Source organism: Mesorhizobium sp. M0019, from assembly GCF_040323975.1.
Lineage (GTDB): Bacteria > Pseudomonadota > Alphaproteobacteria > Rhizobiales > Rhizobiaceae > Mesorhizobium.
The window spans coordinates 1-17305 of record NZ_JAMYVK010000040.1; the positions used below are offsets into that span (position 1 = coordinate 1).

The 17305-nt window shown below is 62.9% G+C and carries 14 protein-coding genes; 4 read left to right on the plus strand and 10 right to left on the minus strand.

Features of this window, described 5'->3' with window-relative positions; all coding sequences use genetic code 11:
• Positions 1-172 precede the first annotated feature (172 nt).
• The 8 genes from nadE to NKK47_RS24865 form a co-directional block, all read right to left on the minus strand.
• Positions 173-1180, minus strand: a complete 1008-nt coding sequence (gene nadE, locus NKK47_RS24830; RefSeq protein WP_352578589.1) for an NAD(+) synthase — start codon at positions 1178-1180, stop codon at positions 173-175.
• Complete coding sequence (locus tag NKK47_RS24835) at positions 1177-2739, minus strand: class I adenylate-forming enzyme family protein (protein WP_352578590.1); 1563 nt, start codon at positions 2737-2739, stop codon at positions 1177-1179. Before NKK47_RS24835 ends, nadE begins: the two co-directional genes overlap by 4 nt.
• Positions 2740-2761: 22 nt before the next feature.
• A complete protein-coding gene (locus NKK47_RS24840) occupies positions 2762-3025 on the minus strand; it encodes an acyl carrier protein (RefSeq protein ID WP_352449958.1) in 264 nt (87 codons plus the stop codon).
• Between the two features lie 19 nt (positions 3026-3044).
• On the minus strand, positions 3045-4982 hold the full coding sequence (gene asnB / locus NKK47_RS24845) for an asparagine synthase (glutamine-hydrolyzing) (protein WP_352578591.1): 1938 nt from the start codon (positions 4980-4982) through the stop codon (positions 3045-3047).
• A 186-nt stretch (positions 4983-5168) separates the two neighbouring features.
• On the minus strand, positions 5169-6140 hold the full coding sequence (locus tag NKK47_RS24850; protein ID WP_352578592.1) for an NAD-dependent epimerase/dehydratase family protein: 972 nt from the start codon (positions 6138-6140) through the stop codon (positions 5169-5171).
• Between the two features lie 109 nt (positions 6141-6249).
• Positions 6250-9708 (minus strand): chromosome segregation protein SMC, encoded by a 3459-nt coding sequence (gene smc, locus NKK47_RS24855; RefSeq protein ID WP_352578593.1) that lies wholly within the window; start codon positions 9706-9708, stop codon positions 6250-6252.
• A gap of 117 nt (positions 9709-9825) precedes the next feature.
• Positions 9826-10551: a DsbA family protein gene (locus tag NKK47_RS24860; protein WP_023674158.1), complete on the minus strand. Its 726-nt coding sequence runs from the start codon at positions 10549-10551 to the stop codon at positions 9826-9828.
• A 129-nt stretch (positions 10552-10680) separates the two neighbouring features.
• The gene (locus tag NKK47_RS24865) at positions 10681-11181 is read right to left on the minus strand and encodes a DUF721 domain-containing protein (protein ID WP_352578594.1); all 501 of its coding nucleotides are present in this window, start codon (positions 11179-11181) and stop codon (positions 10681-10683) included.
• Positions 11182-11230: 49 nt separating this feature from the next.
• Here NKK47_RS24865 and mutY point away from each other — a divergent pair, with 49 nt between their 5' ends.
• Positions 11231-12343, plus strand: a complete 1113-nt coding sequence (gene mutY, locus NKK47_RS24870) for an A/G-specific adenine glycosylase (RefSeq protein WP_352578595.1) — start codon at positions 11231-11233, stop codon at positions 12341-12343.
• 11 nt (positions 12344-12354) lie between these two features.
• On the plus strand, positions 12355-12966 hold the full coding sequence (locus NKK47_RS24875; RefSeq protein WP_352578596.1) for an HAD family hydrolase: 612 nt from the start codon (positions 12355-12357) through the stop codon (positions 12964-12966).
• A 66-nt stretch (positions 12967-13032) separates the two neighbouring features.
• On the opposite strand, the gene NKK47_RS24880 is transcribed toward NKK47_RS24875, so the two are convergent.
• On the minus strand, positions 13033-14166 hold the full coding sequence (locus NKK47_RS24880; protein WP_352578597.1) for a site-specific DNA-methyltransferase: 1134 nt from the start codon (positions 14164-14166) through the stop codon (positions 13033-13035).
• Positions 14167-14347: 181 nt separating this feature from the next.
• On the opposite strand from NKK47_RS24880, the gene NKK47_RS24885 reads away from it, so the two are divergent.
• Positions 14348-15037, plus strand: a complete 690-nt coding sequence (locus NKK47_RS24885) for an HAD family hydrolase (RefSeq protein ID WP_023674153.1) — start codon at positions 14348-14350, stop codon at positions 15035-15037.
• A gap of 38 nt (positions 15038-15075) precedes the next feature.
• On the opposite strand, the gene NKK47_RS24890 is transcribed toward NKK47_RS24885, so the two are convergent.
• Positions 15076-15774 (minus strand): hypothetical protein, encoded by a 699-nt coding sequence (locus NKK47_RS24890; RefSeq protein WP_352578598.1) that lies wholly within the window; start codon positions 15772-15774, stop codon positions 15076-15078.
• Positions 15775-15902: 128 nt separating this feature from the next.
• On the opposite strand from NKK47_RS24890, the gene thrC reads away from it, so the two are divergent.
• Positions 15903-17294 (plus strand): threonine synthase, encoded by a 1392-nt coding sequence (thrC, locus tag NKK47_RS24895; protein WP_352578599.1) that lies wholly within the window; start codon positions 15903-15905, stop codon positions 17292-17294.
• The last annotated feature ends 11 nt before the right edge of the window (positions 17295-17305 follow it).

A 17305-nucleotide genomic window follows, 5' to 3' on the forward strand; every position in this document is an offset into this window, starting at 1 on the left:
GGAACCCCAGTCACAAAGAACCACGGTCGATCAGCAGGCGCACCGCCTGCCACAAGCGCCATTGCCGCGCGAGCGGCTTAGTCCTTCCGCCCATCTCGGCCATTGGCGGCAGCCTGCTGATTGAGTTTTGACCCTAAGGCGCTTTTTGGGACGTGGCCGGTCTTGAAGCAGGTCAGGTACCGAGTTCTTCGACTTCCTCGACGAGTTGCGGAGGCTGGTGCAGATAACGCGTCGCCTTGCGCTTGGCGATGATATCGGCCCAGACGCGTTCCACTTGTGAGGCGGCCAACCCCGCCGCCTGCCCCACCACTTCGGCCGCCATGCCGTTGTTGAGACCGTAAAGGCAAAGATCCATACGGTCATAGGGAAGCGAGAAGTAAAACTCCTCCTGGGTCTGCGCCAGCGAGTAGGTATCGGTGGTCGGCGGCCGGTTCCGGATTTCTTCCGGAACACCGAGATGGGCCGCAAGCGCATAGACCTGCGTTTTATAGAGATGGGCGATCGGCTTGACGTCCGCGGCGCCGTCACCGTTCTTCACGAAGAAACCCTGATCGTATTCCAGCCGGTTCGGCGTTCCAAGGACGGCGAAGTTCAAGCGATCGGCGTGATAGTATTCAATCTGCTTGCGGGTGCGCTGCTTCATATTGGTAGCGGCGACGACGCCGAGATAGACAGGCAGCGGCATTCTCAGTTTCGTCTGCTTGCCTTCCGGGTCCTGCACCACCAGGGACGAGATATTGTAGCCCCCGCCCTCAAGAGCGTTCGCGATCACGATCTTAGAAGCCCAGCCTTCGCCGTATTCCGGGACCAATTCGCGGATGAAGGCGTCGCGGCGCTGGTAGCAGCCCATTGCGCGCAAGGCCGGCCCGATATCTTCCGTCACAGCCTCGACACCAAAAGTTTCGGCGACGAGCCGGCCGAGCCGCAGGCTTTCGGGATCAGAATCGCTTTCCGGCATGAACAGGCAAAGCACATTCCGCGGACCGACGGCACGTGCGGCCAACGCGACCGACACGCTCGAATCGATCCCGCCCGAAAGACCGAGCACAAGGCCCCGCTTGCGAAGCCCGCGCAACTGCTGGCGCAAGGCTGTTACGATACGGTCCGTTTCAGCGGCCGGGTCGATCGCCAGAGCCTTCGCCACAAAGGTCGGCGCGTCCTCGGTCGGGCGAAGATTCATTGCGCGGCCTCCATCATCTCTGCCGCAAGCCGACGGCTGACCTTGCCGGTATCCGTCTTGGGCAGCTCGCGGCGAAACTCGATGACCTTGGGCACCATGAAGTCCTCAAGATGACGTGCACAGTGACGAACGACATCTTTTTCGCCAAGCGCTGGGTCGGACCGTACGACAAATGCGCCGATCGCATGCCCAAGCACAGGATCCGGCACGCCGAAGACAACCGCTTCCGCGATGCCCGGATGAGCGTAAAGCACGGCTTCCACTTCCTTGGGCGCCACCTTCTCTCCCCGTGTCTTTATGATGTCGTCCTTGCGGCCGACGAAATAGAGAAAGCCGTCCTCATCGGCCCTGAACAGATCGCCGGTGTAGAGAACCTTCTCCCAAGGGTTCGGGCCTGGGCGCAGGGTTTGTTCCGTCGCAGCTTCGTTTCGCCAATAACCCTGCATGACGTGCGGCCCGCGAATGACCAATTCACCTGCTATGCCCGGCGGCACTCGTTGCCCGTGGTCGTCGACGATAAAAGCTTCGGTGTTTGGAATGGCTATTCCGACCGACCCCGGCCGGCGGTCGAGCTCCTCGGGCGGCAGATAGGTGCAGCGCTTGCATTCCGTCAGGCCATACATCGAATAGAGCCTGACACCGGGAAAAAGGAACCGCAAGCGTTCTATGTGAGCCGGCGGCAAGGCAGCCGCCGTGTTGGAAATATAGCGAAGGCTGGGCAGGAAGCCCGGCGCCAGATCACGCATCTGCAGGATCATCGCTGCCATCGTGGGCACGAGCGGAAGCCCGGTGACGCCTTCCTGGCGGATGCGTTCAAAGACCGCCTGGGGAAAAGCGAAGGACTTCTCGAGCACGAGCGTGGCGCCGAGCCTGACGGTCATCAGCAATTGATAGAGGCCGTAATCGAAAGCGAGGGGCAGAACATTCAAGATGATGTCGTCGGGCGAGTTGCGCAGGTAGTTGGTGATGGAGTCGGCCGCCGCGTCGCAATTGCGGTGCGTCATCATCACGCCCTTGGGCCGGCCGGTCGAGCCCGAGGTGTAGATCAACATAGCAAGATCCACGTCAATGCCGCGGTGGTCAATTTCCCTGGCTTGGAGCGTCAAGCAATCCGCCAGGGATGTGGCCCCTGCCGGGCATTGGTTATCGGCAGCAACGGTGGAGGCCACGAAGATGCCGGTCTTGCCGGAGGACGTCTTGCCGGAGGATCCGGACGCCTCGGCGACCACGGGCATCAGTTTTGCTTGCGTGAGGATCGCAGCGGCATCGCAATCGGCGATGATGTAGGCCAGCTTTTCGGCCTTGGTGGATGCGTTGATCGGACTGAAAGTCGCGCCTGCTTTAAGAACTGCGAAAATCGAAACCGCAGCCTCCCAGCAATTGTCCATGAAGATCATCACCCGGTCGTCGCGCCTGACGCCATTCATGAAAAGGGCGGCGGCCAGGCGGCTAGAGAGATCGTCCAGCTCTTCGTAGCACAGTCTTTTGTGCTCGGTGATCAATGCCGTTTTGGCTGGATGGGCAGCGGCCTTCGCCGTCAGAAAATGTTCGATCCGCACGGACGCTCCTCGCCGATGGCGCCTACGCTGCCAGCGCTTCTGCCTTTGCCTTGATGAAGGCTGAGATGCGGTCAATCGAATCCAGATTGGCCGGTACGATGTCGGCATCGACCATCGCTATGCCGAAATCATCCTCTATGAATGCCACGAGCTCCAACACGGCCGTCGAGTCGATGATGCCGTTCTCGATCAGTGATACGGAGTCTGCAAGCTCGTAGGACGTGTCCCCGAACAGGAAGTTGTCGACGATAAAGGTTTTGACCTTGTCCTTGATTGCTACCATGATTTTTCATTCCCTCGATTTCTCAGGCCGCTCGTGCTGCACCGACCTTTTCGCCAGTGAAAATCTTCTGCCACAGTTGCGTCGACAAAATGCCGACGAAAGCCGCATTGTCGCGGAATCCGGACGCTGGCTGCAAGCGGCATTTCTCGTGCAGGTTCGCCACCGCGTTGGCGTTGAATAGTCCGCCGGCGGCGATGCTCGCTTCGCTCAGTGAGTCGCGTACGTAGTCCAGTTCTCCCGCTCCAACGAAGGAGCGGGCTTCCGGTGCCCGGTAAGGCTGTTTGGTGCGCTCGCGGATGGCCGTCGGAAGCAGGTGCTTGGCAGCTTGGCGCAATATGTGTTTTTCCACCAGTCCCTTCAGCTTCATCTCCGGCGGAAGTCTGGCCGCAAACTCTACCAAGCGATGGTCAAGGAAGGGGAATCGCCCTTCGATACCGTGCGCCATGGCCATGCGATCGCCCTGGCTGGAGAGGATGTAGCCCGGCAAGAGAAAGCGGGTTTCGAGATATTGCGCCTGATGCAGCGGATGCCACCGGGAAAATGCCTCAGGCAACCGGCTGGCTAGGTCCTCGGCTGCGTCATACCCCTTCAATGTCGCGCGCAGGTCACCGGAAAAGAACATCTTCGCCGCTGATGTGGTCTTGAAACGCGGCCGATGCGAGAACAGCGGATCGTCCAGGGCAGCGCTGCCGGTTCCGAAGAACGCAGCCAGGTACTCCACGGACTGCTGTTGCAGGCCCGGCAGATAGGGATAAAGCTTGCGGAACAGTTGTGGCCTGATGCGCGATGCCGGCTGTCGCGCGCAGAAACGGCGAACCCGCGCTTCCTTGAAGACATCATAACCGGCAAAGACCTCGTCGGCGCCTTCGCCTGTCAGCACCACTTTCAAACCGGCCTGGCGAACGAGGCCAGACAATTGATAGAGGGGGGCCGGGGCGGTGCGGATGATCGGCCGCTCGGTAAAGCGGATGACTTCGGGAAACACACCGGCGATATCGCCGGCACGACACGCAATGGTTCGATGGCGCGTGCCAAGTGCTGACGCCATTTCGGTCTGGAAGGCGCTTTCGTCATGCTCGGCGCTGTCGAACGTCACGGAAAATGTCTGCAGCTTAAGAGGAGTCATGCCGGCCGCGAGTGCCGAAACGAGGGATGAATCGAGCCCGCCCGAAAGGTAGGAACCGACCGGCACGTCGGCGCGCATGCGAAGCCTCACCGCGTCGGTCAAAAGGGCCTGCAGTTCCTCGGCCGCGTCGTCCTCATTGGTGATCTTCGATGGCGTATCCGGATACGGGTAGTCTAGGTGCCAATATGGTTTGACCGTGACTTGCCCCTGTGTCGCGATCATCACGCTTGCCGGCTCCAGCTCGTGGATGTTGCGGAAAGCCGTGCGTGGAGCGATCGGCGCCCACAGCGTAAAGATCTGGTCGAGTGCAATCGGATCGATTTCGGCCGAGACGCCGGGTACCTTCAGGAGGGCCTTTATCTCCGACGCAAAGTAGAGCACCCCGTCCTTGCTGGTGTAGAACAGCGGCCGAACACCCATGCGGTCTCTTGCAAGCACCATCCGCCGCCGCCGGTTATCCCAAATCGCGAAGGCGAAATCACCGTTCAGGAGCGACAGGCAGTCTTCGCCCATCTCGTCATACAGCTGCAGGAGAACTTCGGTATCGCTCGACGTGCGGAAGCGTCGGCCCTTGGCCAGCAGCCCTTCGCGCAATTCCACGTAGTTGAAGATCTCGCCGTTGAACGCAATCGTCAAATTGCCGGTTTCGTCGGACATCGGCTGCTGGCCATCACCAATTCCAATCACCGACAGCCTCGCATGCCCAAGCCCAGCCTCGGGCGCTACGAATTTCCCTTGTTCATCCGGCCCGCGATGGGCGATCGCAGACGTCATGCGCGCAAGCAAAGCTTCCGCATCCCGGACTGAACCGAAATAGCCCCCGAATCCGCACATCCACACAGCTCATACTGAACAGCAAGCCACGAAACATAGCGGTCATAAGCGCCTCAAAGGTTAATCGGATACTTTTCAGCAAGCATGTGGTTAACAGGATGTTAGGACAAAATGGTGCTTTTGCGGACCGACTTGCGCCCCACTCCAAGGTGTCACGCTTGAAGGCGTCACGGCGAGCGATGCAAATCACTGCTTCGAGTACGGCCGGTACCAGTCAACAAACTTCTTCAGCCCGTCCTCTATCGAAACGCTAGGCCTGAAGCCGAAATTCCGCTCCAGCGCGGTCATGTCGGCGTAAGTCTTCTCGACGTCGCTCGCCTGCATCGGCTCGTTGTGGCGGATTGCCTTGACCTCGAGCAGCCTTTCCAGAATGTCGATGAAGTCGCCCAGCCGCACCGGCCGGTTGTTGCCGACATTGTAGAGCCTGTTCGGCGGAACGTCAGCCGCCGGCGGCTTGTCGAGCACGGCGACAACCGCCTTCACAACATCGTCTATGTAGGTGAAATCGCGCCACATTTCGCCATTGTTGAAGACCCGGATCGGCTTGCCCTCGAGCATCGCCTGGGTGAACATCCAATAGGCCATGTCGGGACGGCCCCAGGGACCGTAGACCGTGAAAAACCGCAGGCCGGTCTGCGGTATGCCGAACAGATGGGCGTAGGTGTGGCTCATCAACTCATCGGTTTTCTTGGTGGCAGCGTAAAGCGAAACGGGCTTGTCGACCTGATCGGCTTCGCTGAACGGCACGCTGCGGTTGCCGCCATACACCGAACTCGACGAGGCATAGACCAGATGCTCGAATGCCGGTTCGGCGCGACAGCATTCGAGCACTTCGAGGTGGCCCATGACATTGGAGCGGATATAGAGCCGCGGATTGTCGAGTGAGTGGCGCACGCCCGCCTGCGCGGCAAGGTGCACGATCCTAACGATCCCTTGCCCGGCCAAAGCGGCTGCAAGCGCGCCCTGTTCGGCAATATCGATCTGGTGGAACGAAAAATCCTTATGGGGCAGAAGGCGGGCAAGCCGCCCCTTTTTGAGCGCCAGGTCGTAATAGTCGTTCATGTTGTCGACGCCGACGACCGCTTCTCCCCGGTCGAGCAGATGGTGGCAAACGTGGCTGCCAATGAACCCCGCGGCTCCGGTGACAAGTATAGGCAACAAGCTTCTCCACGCGCATAGCCGGGCCGGTATCTGGAGCGGCAGATCCGGCCCATTTTGTCGTGCTATAGTCGAAAGCCGAGGTGGAGACTACCATTAAGCTGATGCGTCAGCTTGCCTCGCGCATGGCTTCGGCCGCCTGCAGGTCAACCGACACCAGTTGGCTGACGCCTTGCTCGGCCATGGTCACCCCAAACAGCCGGTCCATGCGCGCCATGGTGATCGGGTTGTGTGTGATGATGACGAAGCGCGTTTCGGTGGTTGCGGCCATTTCGTCCATCAGATTGCAGAAACGCTCGACATTGTGGTCGTCGAGCGGCGCGTCGACTTCGTCGAGCACGCAGATCGGCGCCGGGTTGGTCAGGAACACGGCGAAGATCAGCGACATCGCGGTCAATGCCTGCTCGCCGCCGGACAGCAGCGTCATCGTCTGCGGCTTCTTACCGGGCGGTCGCGCCAGGATCTCAAGCCCTGCTTCGAGCGGATCGTCGGACTCGATCAATTGCAGCTCGGCGGTGCCGCCGCCGAACAGGTGCGAAAACAGCCGTTGAAAATGGCCGTTGACCACCTCGAAGGCGGCGAGCAGCCGCTCGCGGCCTTCACGGTTCAGGCTATGGATCGCCTGCCGCAGCTTCCGGATCGCCTCGATGATGTCGTCGCGCTCGGAGACGATGGTCTCCAGCCGGTCCGACAGTTCCTTCTGCTCTTCCTCGGCGCGCAGATTGACGGCACCGAGCCGTTCGCGTTCGACCTTCAGCCGGTCGAGCTGACGCTCGATCTCGGCCATTTCGGGCATCGGGCTGTCGGGTTCGAGGCCGGTGTGGCGGATCACCAGATGCGGCGGCGTGTTCAGCGTTTCCTGGATGCGCGCCTCGACTTCTAGCCGACGCTCGTCGGCGGCGGTCAGCCGCTCTTCGGCGCGAACGCGGGATTCGCGCGCCTCGGCCAGCGACTGGATGGCAGCAGTCGCAGCCTTGTCCAGCTCGGACTGCCGGTTCTCCGCTTCCTGCAAGCGGTCGCCCGCTGCCTTGCGCAGGCTTTCGGCCTCGGCGAGCTGCGACAGCAAGGCACGCCGCTTGGCGTCGATCTCGTGGGGGGCGTCGGCCAGTTGCTCGCGCTCGGCCTCGGCCTCTGCTTTGCGTTCGCTGAGCGCCGCGATCTGCGTCGAGGCGTTTTCGGCGCGCTCGACCCAGTTGCGCCGTTCAACGCCGATGGCGTCGAGCCGGCGCGCACGTGCCTCGGCTTCCCGCCTCAGGCCCTCGTGAACGGCACGCGCATCGGCAAGGGCGGCGCGGTCGCGGGCGACGTTGGCGGCCGACTGCTCGAGCTGCAATTGCAGATCGCCGAGATCGGGCGCGTCCTGCAGCAGCATTTCCGCCTCGACGAATGCCGCCGCCGTTTCCTCATGGCTGTCGACAATGCGTGCGCGCGCCTCGTCAAGTGCTGCACGCCGGCTCGACAGCTCGCCGCCGGCTTTTTCGGCCTCGGCCAGCGTATTGCGGGCAGCGTCGAGCCCGTGCTGGGCGTCGCGCCCGGCCTGTCGGGCGTTGCGTTCGGCCTCGCTCGCCTGGGCAAGCGCCTGTTCGGCCTGGGCAAGGGCTTGTTCAGCTTCGCGCAGGGTGCGCGTGGCATGGACTGCTTCGGCATCGAGCTCGGCCAGCCGGTTTTTCTGCGCCAGCCGCTGCGCGGCGGCGGTCGGGGCATCGGCGCTGGCGGTGAAGCCGTCCCAACGCCAGAGCGCGCCTTCGCGGCTGACCAGCCGTTGACCGGGAGCAAGCAGCGTCTGCAGCCGTCTTCCGTCGGCGGCTTCGACAATGCCGATCTGGGCCAGCCTGCGGGCCAGCTGTGCCGGCGCACGCACAACGCTGGCGAGGCTCCTTATGCCTTCGGGCAATGCGGCGTCGGCAGGCTGGATTTCGCTCTGGCCCCAATGCACCGGCGCACTGCGGTCGAGCGGCACGTCGAGATCTTCGCCAAGCGCGGCACCCAGCGCCGTCTCGTAGCCGCGCTCGACGCTGATCTGCTCCAGCACCGAGGGAAATAGATCGCCGCTGGCGGCGTTGAGGATCTTGGCCAGCGTGCGGGCCTCGGTTTCGATCCGCGCCAGCTCGGCCTTTGCGTCCTGAACCGGTGGGCGGGCAGCATTTTCGCCTGCACGCGCCTCGGCGACCGCCTGTTCGGCGGCAATGGCGGCTGCCTCAGCCTCTTCGAGCAGCGTCAGCGCCTGATCGACCAGCAGCCGCTTCTCGGCGGGATCGGGCAGGCCGGCGACCCTGGAGACGATCTCCGACAGTTCGCGGTCGACATCGGCAAGCTGGCGGGCAAAGCGGTCGCGGCGCTCAGCGGTGTCGCGCAGCGTCCGTTCGATCTGGTTGCGCGAGGCGGCAGCCTCCGCCCGTTCGGCGGTCAGCGCGGCGAGCCTGGCCTCGCTCGAGGCAAGCGTCGATGCCGCCTGCTCGAAAGCCGCGCGGGTGCTGGCCTCGCGCTCGGCGGCGCCGGCGTTTTCGGCGTTGAGCGCGGCTTCTTCGGCGGCGAGGCGTTCGAGGATATCCGCATTGTCGCGGACCATGCGCTCCTCGCGGGCAAGGTCGCCATCGAGCTGTTGCAGTCGGCGGTCGAGCTCAGCCTGGCGGGCGCGGATGCGGCCTGCCTCTTCCTCGATCTGCGCCTTGGCGATCGATAGACGCTGGAAGGCGGCGGCGGCAGCGGCTTCCGCATCGCGCAGGTCCGGCAGCCGGTGGGCGTTGATGCCTTGTTCCCTGGCGGCAGCCATCTGGGCGGCGGCACGGTCGCCGACCAGCGCGGTGGCAATCGCCAGCGCCGAACGCGCTTCGCCTTCCTGCGTCTTGGCCAGCGTCCAGCGCAGATGCAGCAGCGTCGCTTCGGCCTTGCGGATGTCGGCCGACAGGTTCTTGAAGCGCGAGGCCTGGCGGGCCTGGCGTTTCAGGCTTTCGATCTGACCCTCCAGCTCGCCGACGACGTCGTCCAGCCTTTCGAGGTTCTGTTCCGCCGCCTTCAGCCGCAGCTCGGCTTCGTGGCGCCGTGTGTGCAAGCCGGAAATGCCGGCCGCCTCCTCCAGCAGCGCGCGGCGCGCCTGCGGCTTTGCCTGGATCAGCTCGCCGATGCGGCCCTGGCCGACCATCGAGGGCGAGCGGGCGCCGGTCGACTGGTCAGCGAACAGCAGCTGAACGTCCTTGGCGCGAGCCTCCTTGCCGTTGATGCGGTAGAGCGAGCCGGCCTCGCGCTCGATGCGGCGCGAGACCTGCAATTCGTCGGCGTCGTTGAAGGCGGACGGCGCGGTGCGGTCGCTATTGTCGAGGAACAGCGTGACTTCGGCGGTGTTGCGGGCCGGACGCGTTCCCGAGCCGGAAAAGATGACGTCGTCCATGCCGGACGCACGCATATTCTTGTAGGAGCTTTCGCCCATGACCCAGCGCAGCGCCTCGACCAGGTTCGACTTGCCGCAGCCGTTCGGCCCGACGATGCCGGTCAGACCGCGTTCGATGACGAACTCGCCGGGTTCGACGAAGGATTTGAAGCCGAGGAGGCGAAGGCGCGAGAACTTCATTCGCGCCGGCCCATAGCCAAGTTTCGCAAAACTGTGCCGCGGTTTTGCAAGGAGAACCCGCGGCAAGACAAAGAAGTGCGCACGCCGAAGCTACGCCGCTTCGGCGCTGCCGAAACGTCAGAGCAGAGGGTCGATGATGGCCGACATTTCCGCAATCGACATCGCCCCTTTGTAGGTCTTTCCGTTGATGAAAAAGGTCGGTGTGGAATCGACCTTGAATTCGTCGGCGCCGCGCTTCTGGACGGATCTCACATCGTCCAGAAGTTTCTGGTCCGTCAAGCAGGCCTCGAAGGACTCCTGTGTAAAACCGGCAAGCTTGGCGATTTGCAGCAGTGCGTCCTTGGTATTGTTCACACCAACCCAGTTCGCCTGCTGCCTGAACAGCACGTCGACCATCGGGAAATAGTTGTCCTTGGAGCAGCGCGCCAGCATGAAACCGGCCTCGGCGCTGGGATCGAACGGAAACTCGCGCAGTATGTAACGGGCCTTGCCGGTGTCGATATATTTCGTCTTCAGCTCCGGAAAAGTGGTCTCGGCGAAATGCGCGCAATGCGGGCAGGTCATCGATGCATATTCGACGATAGTGACCTTTGCATCGTCCTTGCCGAGCTGCATGTCGGGCAATGCGCCGGGCTTCAGCAGTGCGGCCATGTCGACCGTGCCCTGAGCCTCCGGCGCCGCCGCGGCGGCCGGAGCGGCCGGCTTCGCAGGTTCCGGAGCCGCAGGCTTCACATCCTGCGCCTCGGCTTTCTCGCCCGAGTCGCTGCAGGCGGCAAGCAGCGCCACCGCTGGTATTGCGGCCAGCGAAGTCAAAAGGTTTCTGCGGGACAAGGAACGGATCATACGAATCACCTGGCAATAGTTGGATTTTGCAATGCAAAGTCTACAAAAAGCGAGAGTTGGCGCGAATTAAGGCATTACCGCCCCTATTCCAATCGCCAAATCCGGGCATACCATCACGATAGCGCGAGATCACGGTTTCTTTTGACCGAGAATGGTGGCGCCAAGCCGCTCCAGCGAGGCGCGCAGCCCGCCGTCCTCGATCAAACCAACGGTGCCCGACAGCTTCGCTTTCTCGGCCGCAGTCAGCGGCCGCAAACTGGGTTTCGGCTTGTCCTTGCCCGCCATTACCGGCTTCTGCACGATCCTGATCCGACCGATCGCATTGAAACCGAGGAAGGCATTGACCCGGTTGATGATCTCGCCGGTCTCGTGCTGCAGATGCAGCGCCGCCACACCCTCGCAGGCAATCACCAGCACCGCCGGTTCGAAAGGATCGTCCTCGTGCATGCGGCGCGGCCACTGGATCTTTTCCGGGCGCGAGCGGCCGGCAAGTCGCGGCCCGGCAATTTCTTCCCATGACTGGACCAGTCCGACCGACATACCGGCCCGCTTGCGCAGCACTGGGTCGAGGATCTCGGTTGCGAGATCGCTCACCGGAACGGGATTGCCGAAGGGCCTTTTCCCTGCCATGTGCGTTCTCCAGCTTCAGCACCAATGGATTAGGGCCGACCCACGATCAATGGCACTGCACGACCAGACCCGCAAGGCCGTATCCGGAGACAATGTCGAGATCGCCTCCCGGCTGCTTGGCTGGTACGACGCGCATCACCGCGACCTGCCCTGGCGCGTTTCGCCGCGCGCGCTGGCGGGCGGGGCGCGACCCGATCCCTATCTGGTCTGGCTTTCCGAGGTGATGCTGCAGCAAACCACGGTCGAGGCGGTAAAATCCTATTTCCGGGCGTTCGCAGAGAAATGGCCAACGGTCCAGGCGCTGGCGGCGGCACCGACCGAAGACGTCATGAAGGCCTGGGCCGGGCTCGGCTATTATTCCCGCGCCCGTAACCTCAAAGCCTGTGCCGATCTCGTCGCGCGGCAAGGCGGCCGCTTTCCGGACAGCGAGTCCGGCTTGAAGGAACTGCCCGGCATCGGCGCCTATACGGCGGCGGCGATCGCAGCGATCGCCTTCGACCGACCAGCCGCGGTCGTCGACGGCAATGTCGAACGGGTCGTCTCACGGCTGTTTTCGATCGCCACGCCGCTGGGCGAAGCCAAGGGCGAGATACGCGGCCAGGTCGAACGCATGGTTCCCCCGACAAGGCCCGGCGACTTCGCGCAGGCGATGATGGACCTGGGCGCGACGATCTGCACGCCGCGCCGGCCCCGCTGCATGCTGTGCCCCGTTCGCGAGGACTGCAGCGCCACGATCTCGGGCGACCCCGAACGCTTTCCGGTCCGCCTGCCCAAGGCCGAAAGACCCTTACGCCGCGGTGCCGCCTTCGTTGCCGTCAGGGGCGACGGCGCCATCCTTCTGCGCAAGCGCGCGGACAAAGGCCTGCTCGGCGGCATGACTGAGGTGCCGACGACCGGCTGGACGGCGCGCATCGACGGCGCCACCACGGAAGCGGCGGCCCCGCTCCCCGGCAACTGGCGGCAGGCCGGACGCATCGGCCATATCTTCACCCATTTTGCGCTTGAACTCGACGTGTTCAAGGCGGAGACCGACAGTGCCGCCCCGGTCGGGCATTTCTGGTCGCTGGCCCATGAAATTTCCGGGGAAGCGCTGCCGAGCGTCATGAAAAAGGTAATCGAAGCGGCGATACCGGGCGCGACGAAAAAGCAGCGGCCGCGTTGAAAGAGAGAAGAATGACTGAAATCCGCCACATCGTTTTCGACATCGGCAAAGTGCTGATCCACTATGATCCGGACCTGCCCTTCAGTCGCTTGATCCCCGATCCCGACGAACGGAAATGGTTCTTCGACAATGTCTGCACGCATGATTGGAACATCGAGCAGGACCGCGGCCGCAGCTGGGAAGAGGCCGAAGCGCTGGCGATCGCGCAATATCCCGAGCACGCCGAAAACATCCGCAATTTCCGCCGGCACTGGCACGAGATGGTGCCTCACGCCTATGGGGACAGCGTCGCCATCATGATCGGCCTGATCGACAGCGGCCATGACGTGACGATGCTCACCAATTTCGCTGCGGATACGCTCGCCGAGGCCCGCGAGCGCTTCGATTTCCTCAATCGGCCGCGCGGCGTCACCGTTTCCGGCGACATCCGCCAGATCAAGCCGGACCGCGCCATCTATGACCACCACGTCGCCGCGTTCGGCCTCGAACCGTCAGCCACGCTGTTTATCGACGACAGCCAGAAGAACGTCGACGGCGCCAAGGCGGCCGGCTGGCAATCGGTGCTGTTCACCGACGCCCAGACGCTTAAGGCAGACCTTGAGCGGCTTGGGATCAAGGTGTGATTTGAATCACTTCGGAAGACTGATTGAGACGTCGCTTTAACGCGATTTGCCGAAAGTTCAGGGGCTTCAGGCCCCTGCCCGTTCCATGCCCAGACGAGCAATGCGGCGAAGCTCGTCGATCGGGGTCAGGCCGCCGCTGCGCTCATAATGCCAGAAGGTCCATCCGTTGCAGGCGTCCAGCCCCTGCACTTGTGCGCCGATCTTGTGGATCGACCCGGCACTGTCGCCGATCGCCAGCGTGCCGTCGGCGCGCACTTTTGCCGCCCAGCGCTTCTTGGCGTCGTAGAGCGTGGCGCCGGGCGCCACCAGGCCATTGTCGAGAAGGGTGACGAATGCGACGCGCGGCTCAGCCCGCTTGCCAGTTAGTACCGTCAAATTGGCGCCTTCCAGCGGCCGGACCGCACCGATACGTTCCATGGCGGCATCGATATAGGTTTGTTCGCGCTCGATGCCGACGAAGTGGCGGCCAAGCCGCTTGGCCACAGCCCCGGTGGTACCTGAGCCGAAGAACGGGTCGAGCACGATGTCGCCCGGCCTGGTCGATGCCGTCATGACGCGGGCAAGCAACGCTTCCGGCTTCTGCGTCGGATGCAATTTGTCACCATTGTCGTTCTTCAGGCGCTCGCCGCCGGTGCAGATCGGAAACAGCCAGTCCGAGCGCATCTGGACGTCGTCGTTCGACGCCTTCAGCGCCTCGTAGTTGAATGTGTAACCCTTGCCCTTTTGGTCGCGCGATGCCCAGATCATCGTCTCATGCGCGTTCTGGAAACGGCGGCCACGGAAATTCGGCATTGGATTGGTCTTGCGCCAGACGACGTCGTTGAGAATCCAGAAGCCCAGGTCCTGCATCTTGGCGCCGACCCTGAAAATATTGTGGTAGGAGCCGATAACCCAGATCGTGCCGTTGGGCTTCAACACACGGCGCGCCGCCAGCAGCCAGGCGCGGGTGAAGGCGTCGTAGGCCTCAAAACTGTCGAACTGGTCCCAATGGTCGTCGACGGCATCGACCTTGGATTGGTCGGGCCGGTGCAGATCGCCATCGAGCTGCAAATTATAGGGCGGATCGGCGAAGATCACGTCGATCGACTTTTCCGGCAGCCGTTCGAGCGCGGCGACGCAGTCGCCCTTCAGGATCGTATCCAGCCACTCGGATTGCTGGGGAGCATCGGAAAGCTCGTCGAGAAGACGCACGGCAGACATTGTGACACCCAAGGCACGCGTTACTGTTTACTGTCCGTTATGGTTACCGATCAGCGTAAATATTCAGTGAAGCAGCCCGCTGAATTTGCGAAGCCCGGCCTGTTGGTGTATGCCGCGCCGCCTGAGCCGTTTGGACCAAAGGGCCCCTCGGCATTCCCCTCATCCCGCTTTCCGGATCACCATGCCCCAGCCAGACCTTGTCATCTTCGATTGCGACGGCGTGCTCGTCGATTCCGAAATCATCGCCGCGCGGATCGATGCCGAGCTGTTGACCTCGGCCGGCTACGAGATATCGGCCGAGGAGATTTCCGAGGTCTATGCCGGGTTGACTTTCAAGGACATCATGATGCGGGTCGAGGAAAAGTCCCGGATCCCGTTCCAGGCCTCGCTGATCGACAAGGAGGAACAGCTGGTCGATCGTCGGCTGCGCAGCGACGTGCGTGCCATCGACGGGGCGCACGAGGCTGTCGCCGCGGTAGCAGTGCCGCGCTGCGTCTGTTCGAATTCGCGTTCGGAGCGAATCGAATTCATGCTGGAGAAGGTGCAGCTTTTGCCGTTCTTTGCCGGCCGTATCTTTTCCTCGCTGGAAACCCCGACCGGGAAATCCAAGCCGGCTCCGGACGTGTTTCGGTTCGCCGCGGAAAAGCTCAAGGCCGATCCTGCGAACACCTTTGTCATCGAGGATTCGGTGCATGGCGTCACCGGCGCCAAGACGGCGGGAATGCGCGTCATCGGCTTCACCGGCGCGGCGCACAGCTATCCAGGCCACGCCGATGCGCTGACCGAGGCCGGCGCGGAAACGGTCATCCGCCGCTGGGCGGAACTGAAAAGCGTGATCGCCGCGCTGTCGGAATGGTCGGCGGACGCCTGAGAGGCCGCCTCCAACCGCCGTGGCGCGAATGCAGCGGCTTAGTTGGTCGCGGCGGCTTTCTTCTTCCTCGGCTTGTCTGTCGCTACTTTCGGAGCGCCCTCGTCATACCCGGCATATGCCTGGTAGTCCTTCGCCGTCGGCTCCGGAACGACGACGTTGGAATCGGTGAAGACGAACTGCGTGGCACTCGAAGGATCGGTAACCTGGACCTGATAGGAGTGAAGCTGCGAATAGAGAACTTCGGTGCCGTGCATCACCGCGATGCGGATCGGCATGGTGATGGTGCCGGGGGTGAACATCGGGCCAGGCACGACCTTGCCGGCGACGGCTATCTTCATCGACAAGGAGCTGTTGGCGCGGCTGCAGTCGCGGGTCACATCGGTGATCGAAGCCTGATAGATGATCTTGGCGGAATCGTCCGGCTGATCGGCGCCTGCCGCGTCCGCTGCCGGCTGGGCGGCTTCCTCGGCGGCAACATCGGTTTTTTTCTTCGGCTTCGGACCGCTCTTGGCGTAGGTATTGAAGAAGGCAGTGCCGTCACGCAACGTCACTTTCGGGCAATAGGCCTGCAGCTGGCTGGAAAGCACCTTGGGATCGGGTGGCGGTGGCGGTGTCGCATCCTTTTTGCCGAAGCCGAGAATTCCATTGTCGCTCGATTGGCAACCTGCGGCGGCAAGCATAAAGCCGGCGAGCGCCAGACCCGCGACAAAACGACCGTTGAATGAATGAAACGCCATGAACTGCACTTCCCTCTCGCAAAGCCGGTGACGTATATCAACCGCGCGGCAAAAATGCGACTGAGCCTGCGCAGAAATCCACCACCTCGCGGCGGGCGAAAATTCCCGGCAGCAATGGAAACGTGACGATGCAATATGTGAGTACCCGCGGGGAAGCGCCCGCGCTTGGATTTTCCGACGCGGTGCTGGCCGGACTGGCGCGCGACGGCGGGCTCTACCTGCCGAGCGCCTGGCCGCATTTTTCCGCAGCCGAGATCCGCGCCATGCGCGGCCTTGCCTATCCCGATCTTGCCATCCGTGTGCTGTCGCCGTTCCTCGGCGGCGAGATCGCGGCGCCGGTGTTCGAACGGCTGGTGCGCGAAGCCTATGCGACGTTCCGCCATGAGGCCGTCTGCCCGCTGGTGCAGACCGGGCCCAACAGCTTCGTGCTCGAGCTGTTCCACGGCCCGACGCTCGCGTTCAAGGACGTGGCGATGCAGCTTCTTGCGCGGCTGATGGACCATGTGCTGGCCGAGCGCGACCAGCGCGCCACCATTGTCGGTGCCACCTCCGGCGACACCGGAGGGGCAGCCATCGATGCCTTTGCCGGGCGCAACCGCACCGACATCTTCGTGCTTTTCCCGCACGGCCGCGTCTCGCCGGTACAGCAGCGGCAGATGACGACCTCGACCGCCGCAAACGTCCATGCGTTGGCGATCGAAGGCAATTTCGACGACTGCCAGGGCCTGGTAAAGGACATGTTTAACGACCACGGTTTTCGCGACCGGGTATCGCTGTCCGGCGTCAACTCGATCAACTGGGCCCGCATCATGGCCCAGATCGTCTATTATTTCTCCTCCGCGCTGTCGCTCGGCGCGCCCGACAGGCCGGTTTCCTTCACCGTGCCGACCGGCAATTTCGGCGACATCTTCGCCGGCTATGCCGCCAAGAAGATGGGGCTGCCGATCGAACGGCTGATCATCGCCACCAACGACAACGATATTCTGGCGCGCACGCTGGCGACCGGCGAATACCGCATGAAGGGGGTCTTTTCGACCACGTCGCCCTCGATGGACATCCAGGTGTCTTCGAACTTCGAACGCTTGCTGTTCGAAGCGTCCGGCCGCGATGCCTCGACCGTGCGGCGCTACATGAACGGGCTCAAGCAGTCCGGCGCCTTCACCATCGGCGAAATCGCCAAGATCCGCTCCGAATTCGACGCCGGCCGCGCCACCATGGACGAGGTCGCCGCCACCATCCGCACCACACTTGCGGCGAGCGGCTATCTGCTCGACCCGCATACGGCCGCGGCCGTGCATGTGGCCGCCGGCAAGGCTGCGGGTGAGGTGCCGATGGTGGTGCTGGGCACTGCGCACCCGGCAAAGTTTCCCGCCGCCGTCGAAGCCGCCAGCGGCGTGTCGCCTGCCCTGCCTGCATGGCTAGGCGGGTTGATGAGCGCCGAGGAAAAATACACGGTACTTCCATCCGACCTGAAAATGGTGGAAGATTATCTCGGCCGCCACACGCGGGCGGCGCGTTAGGGAGTAATTGC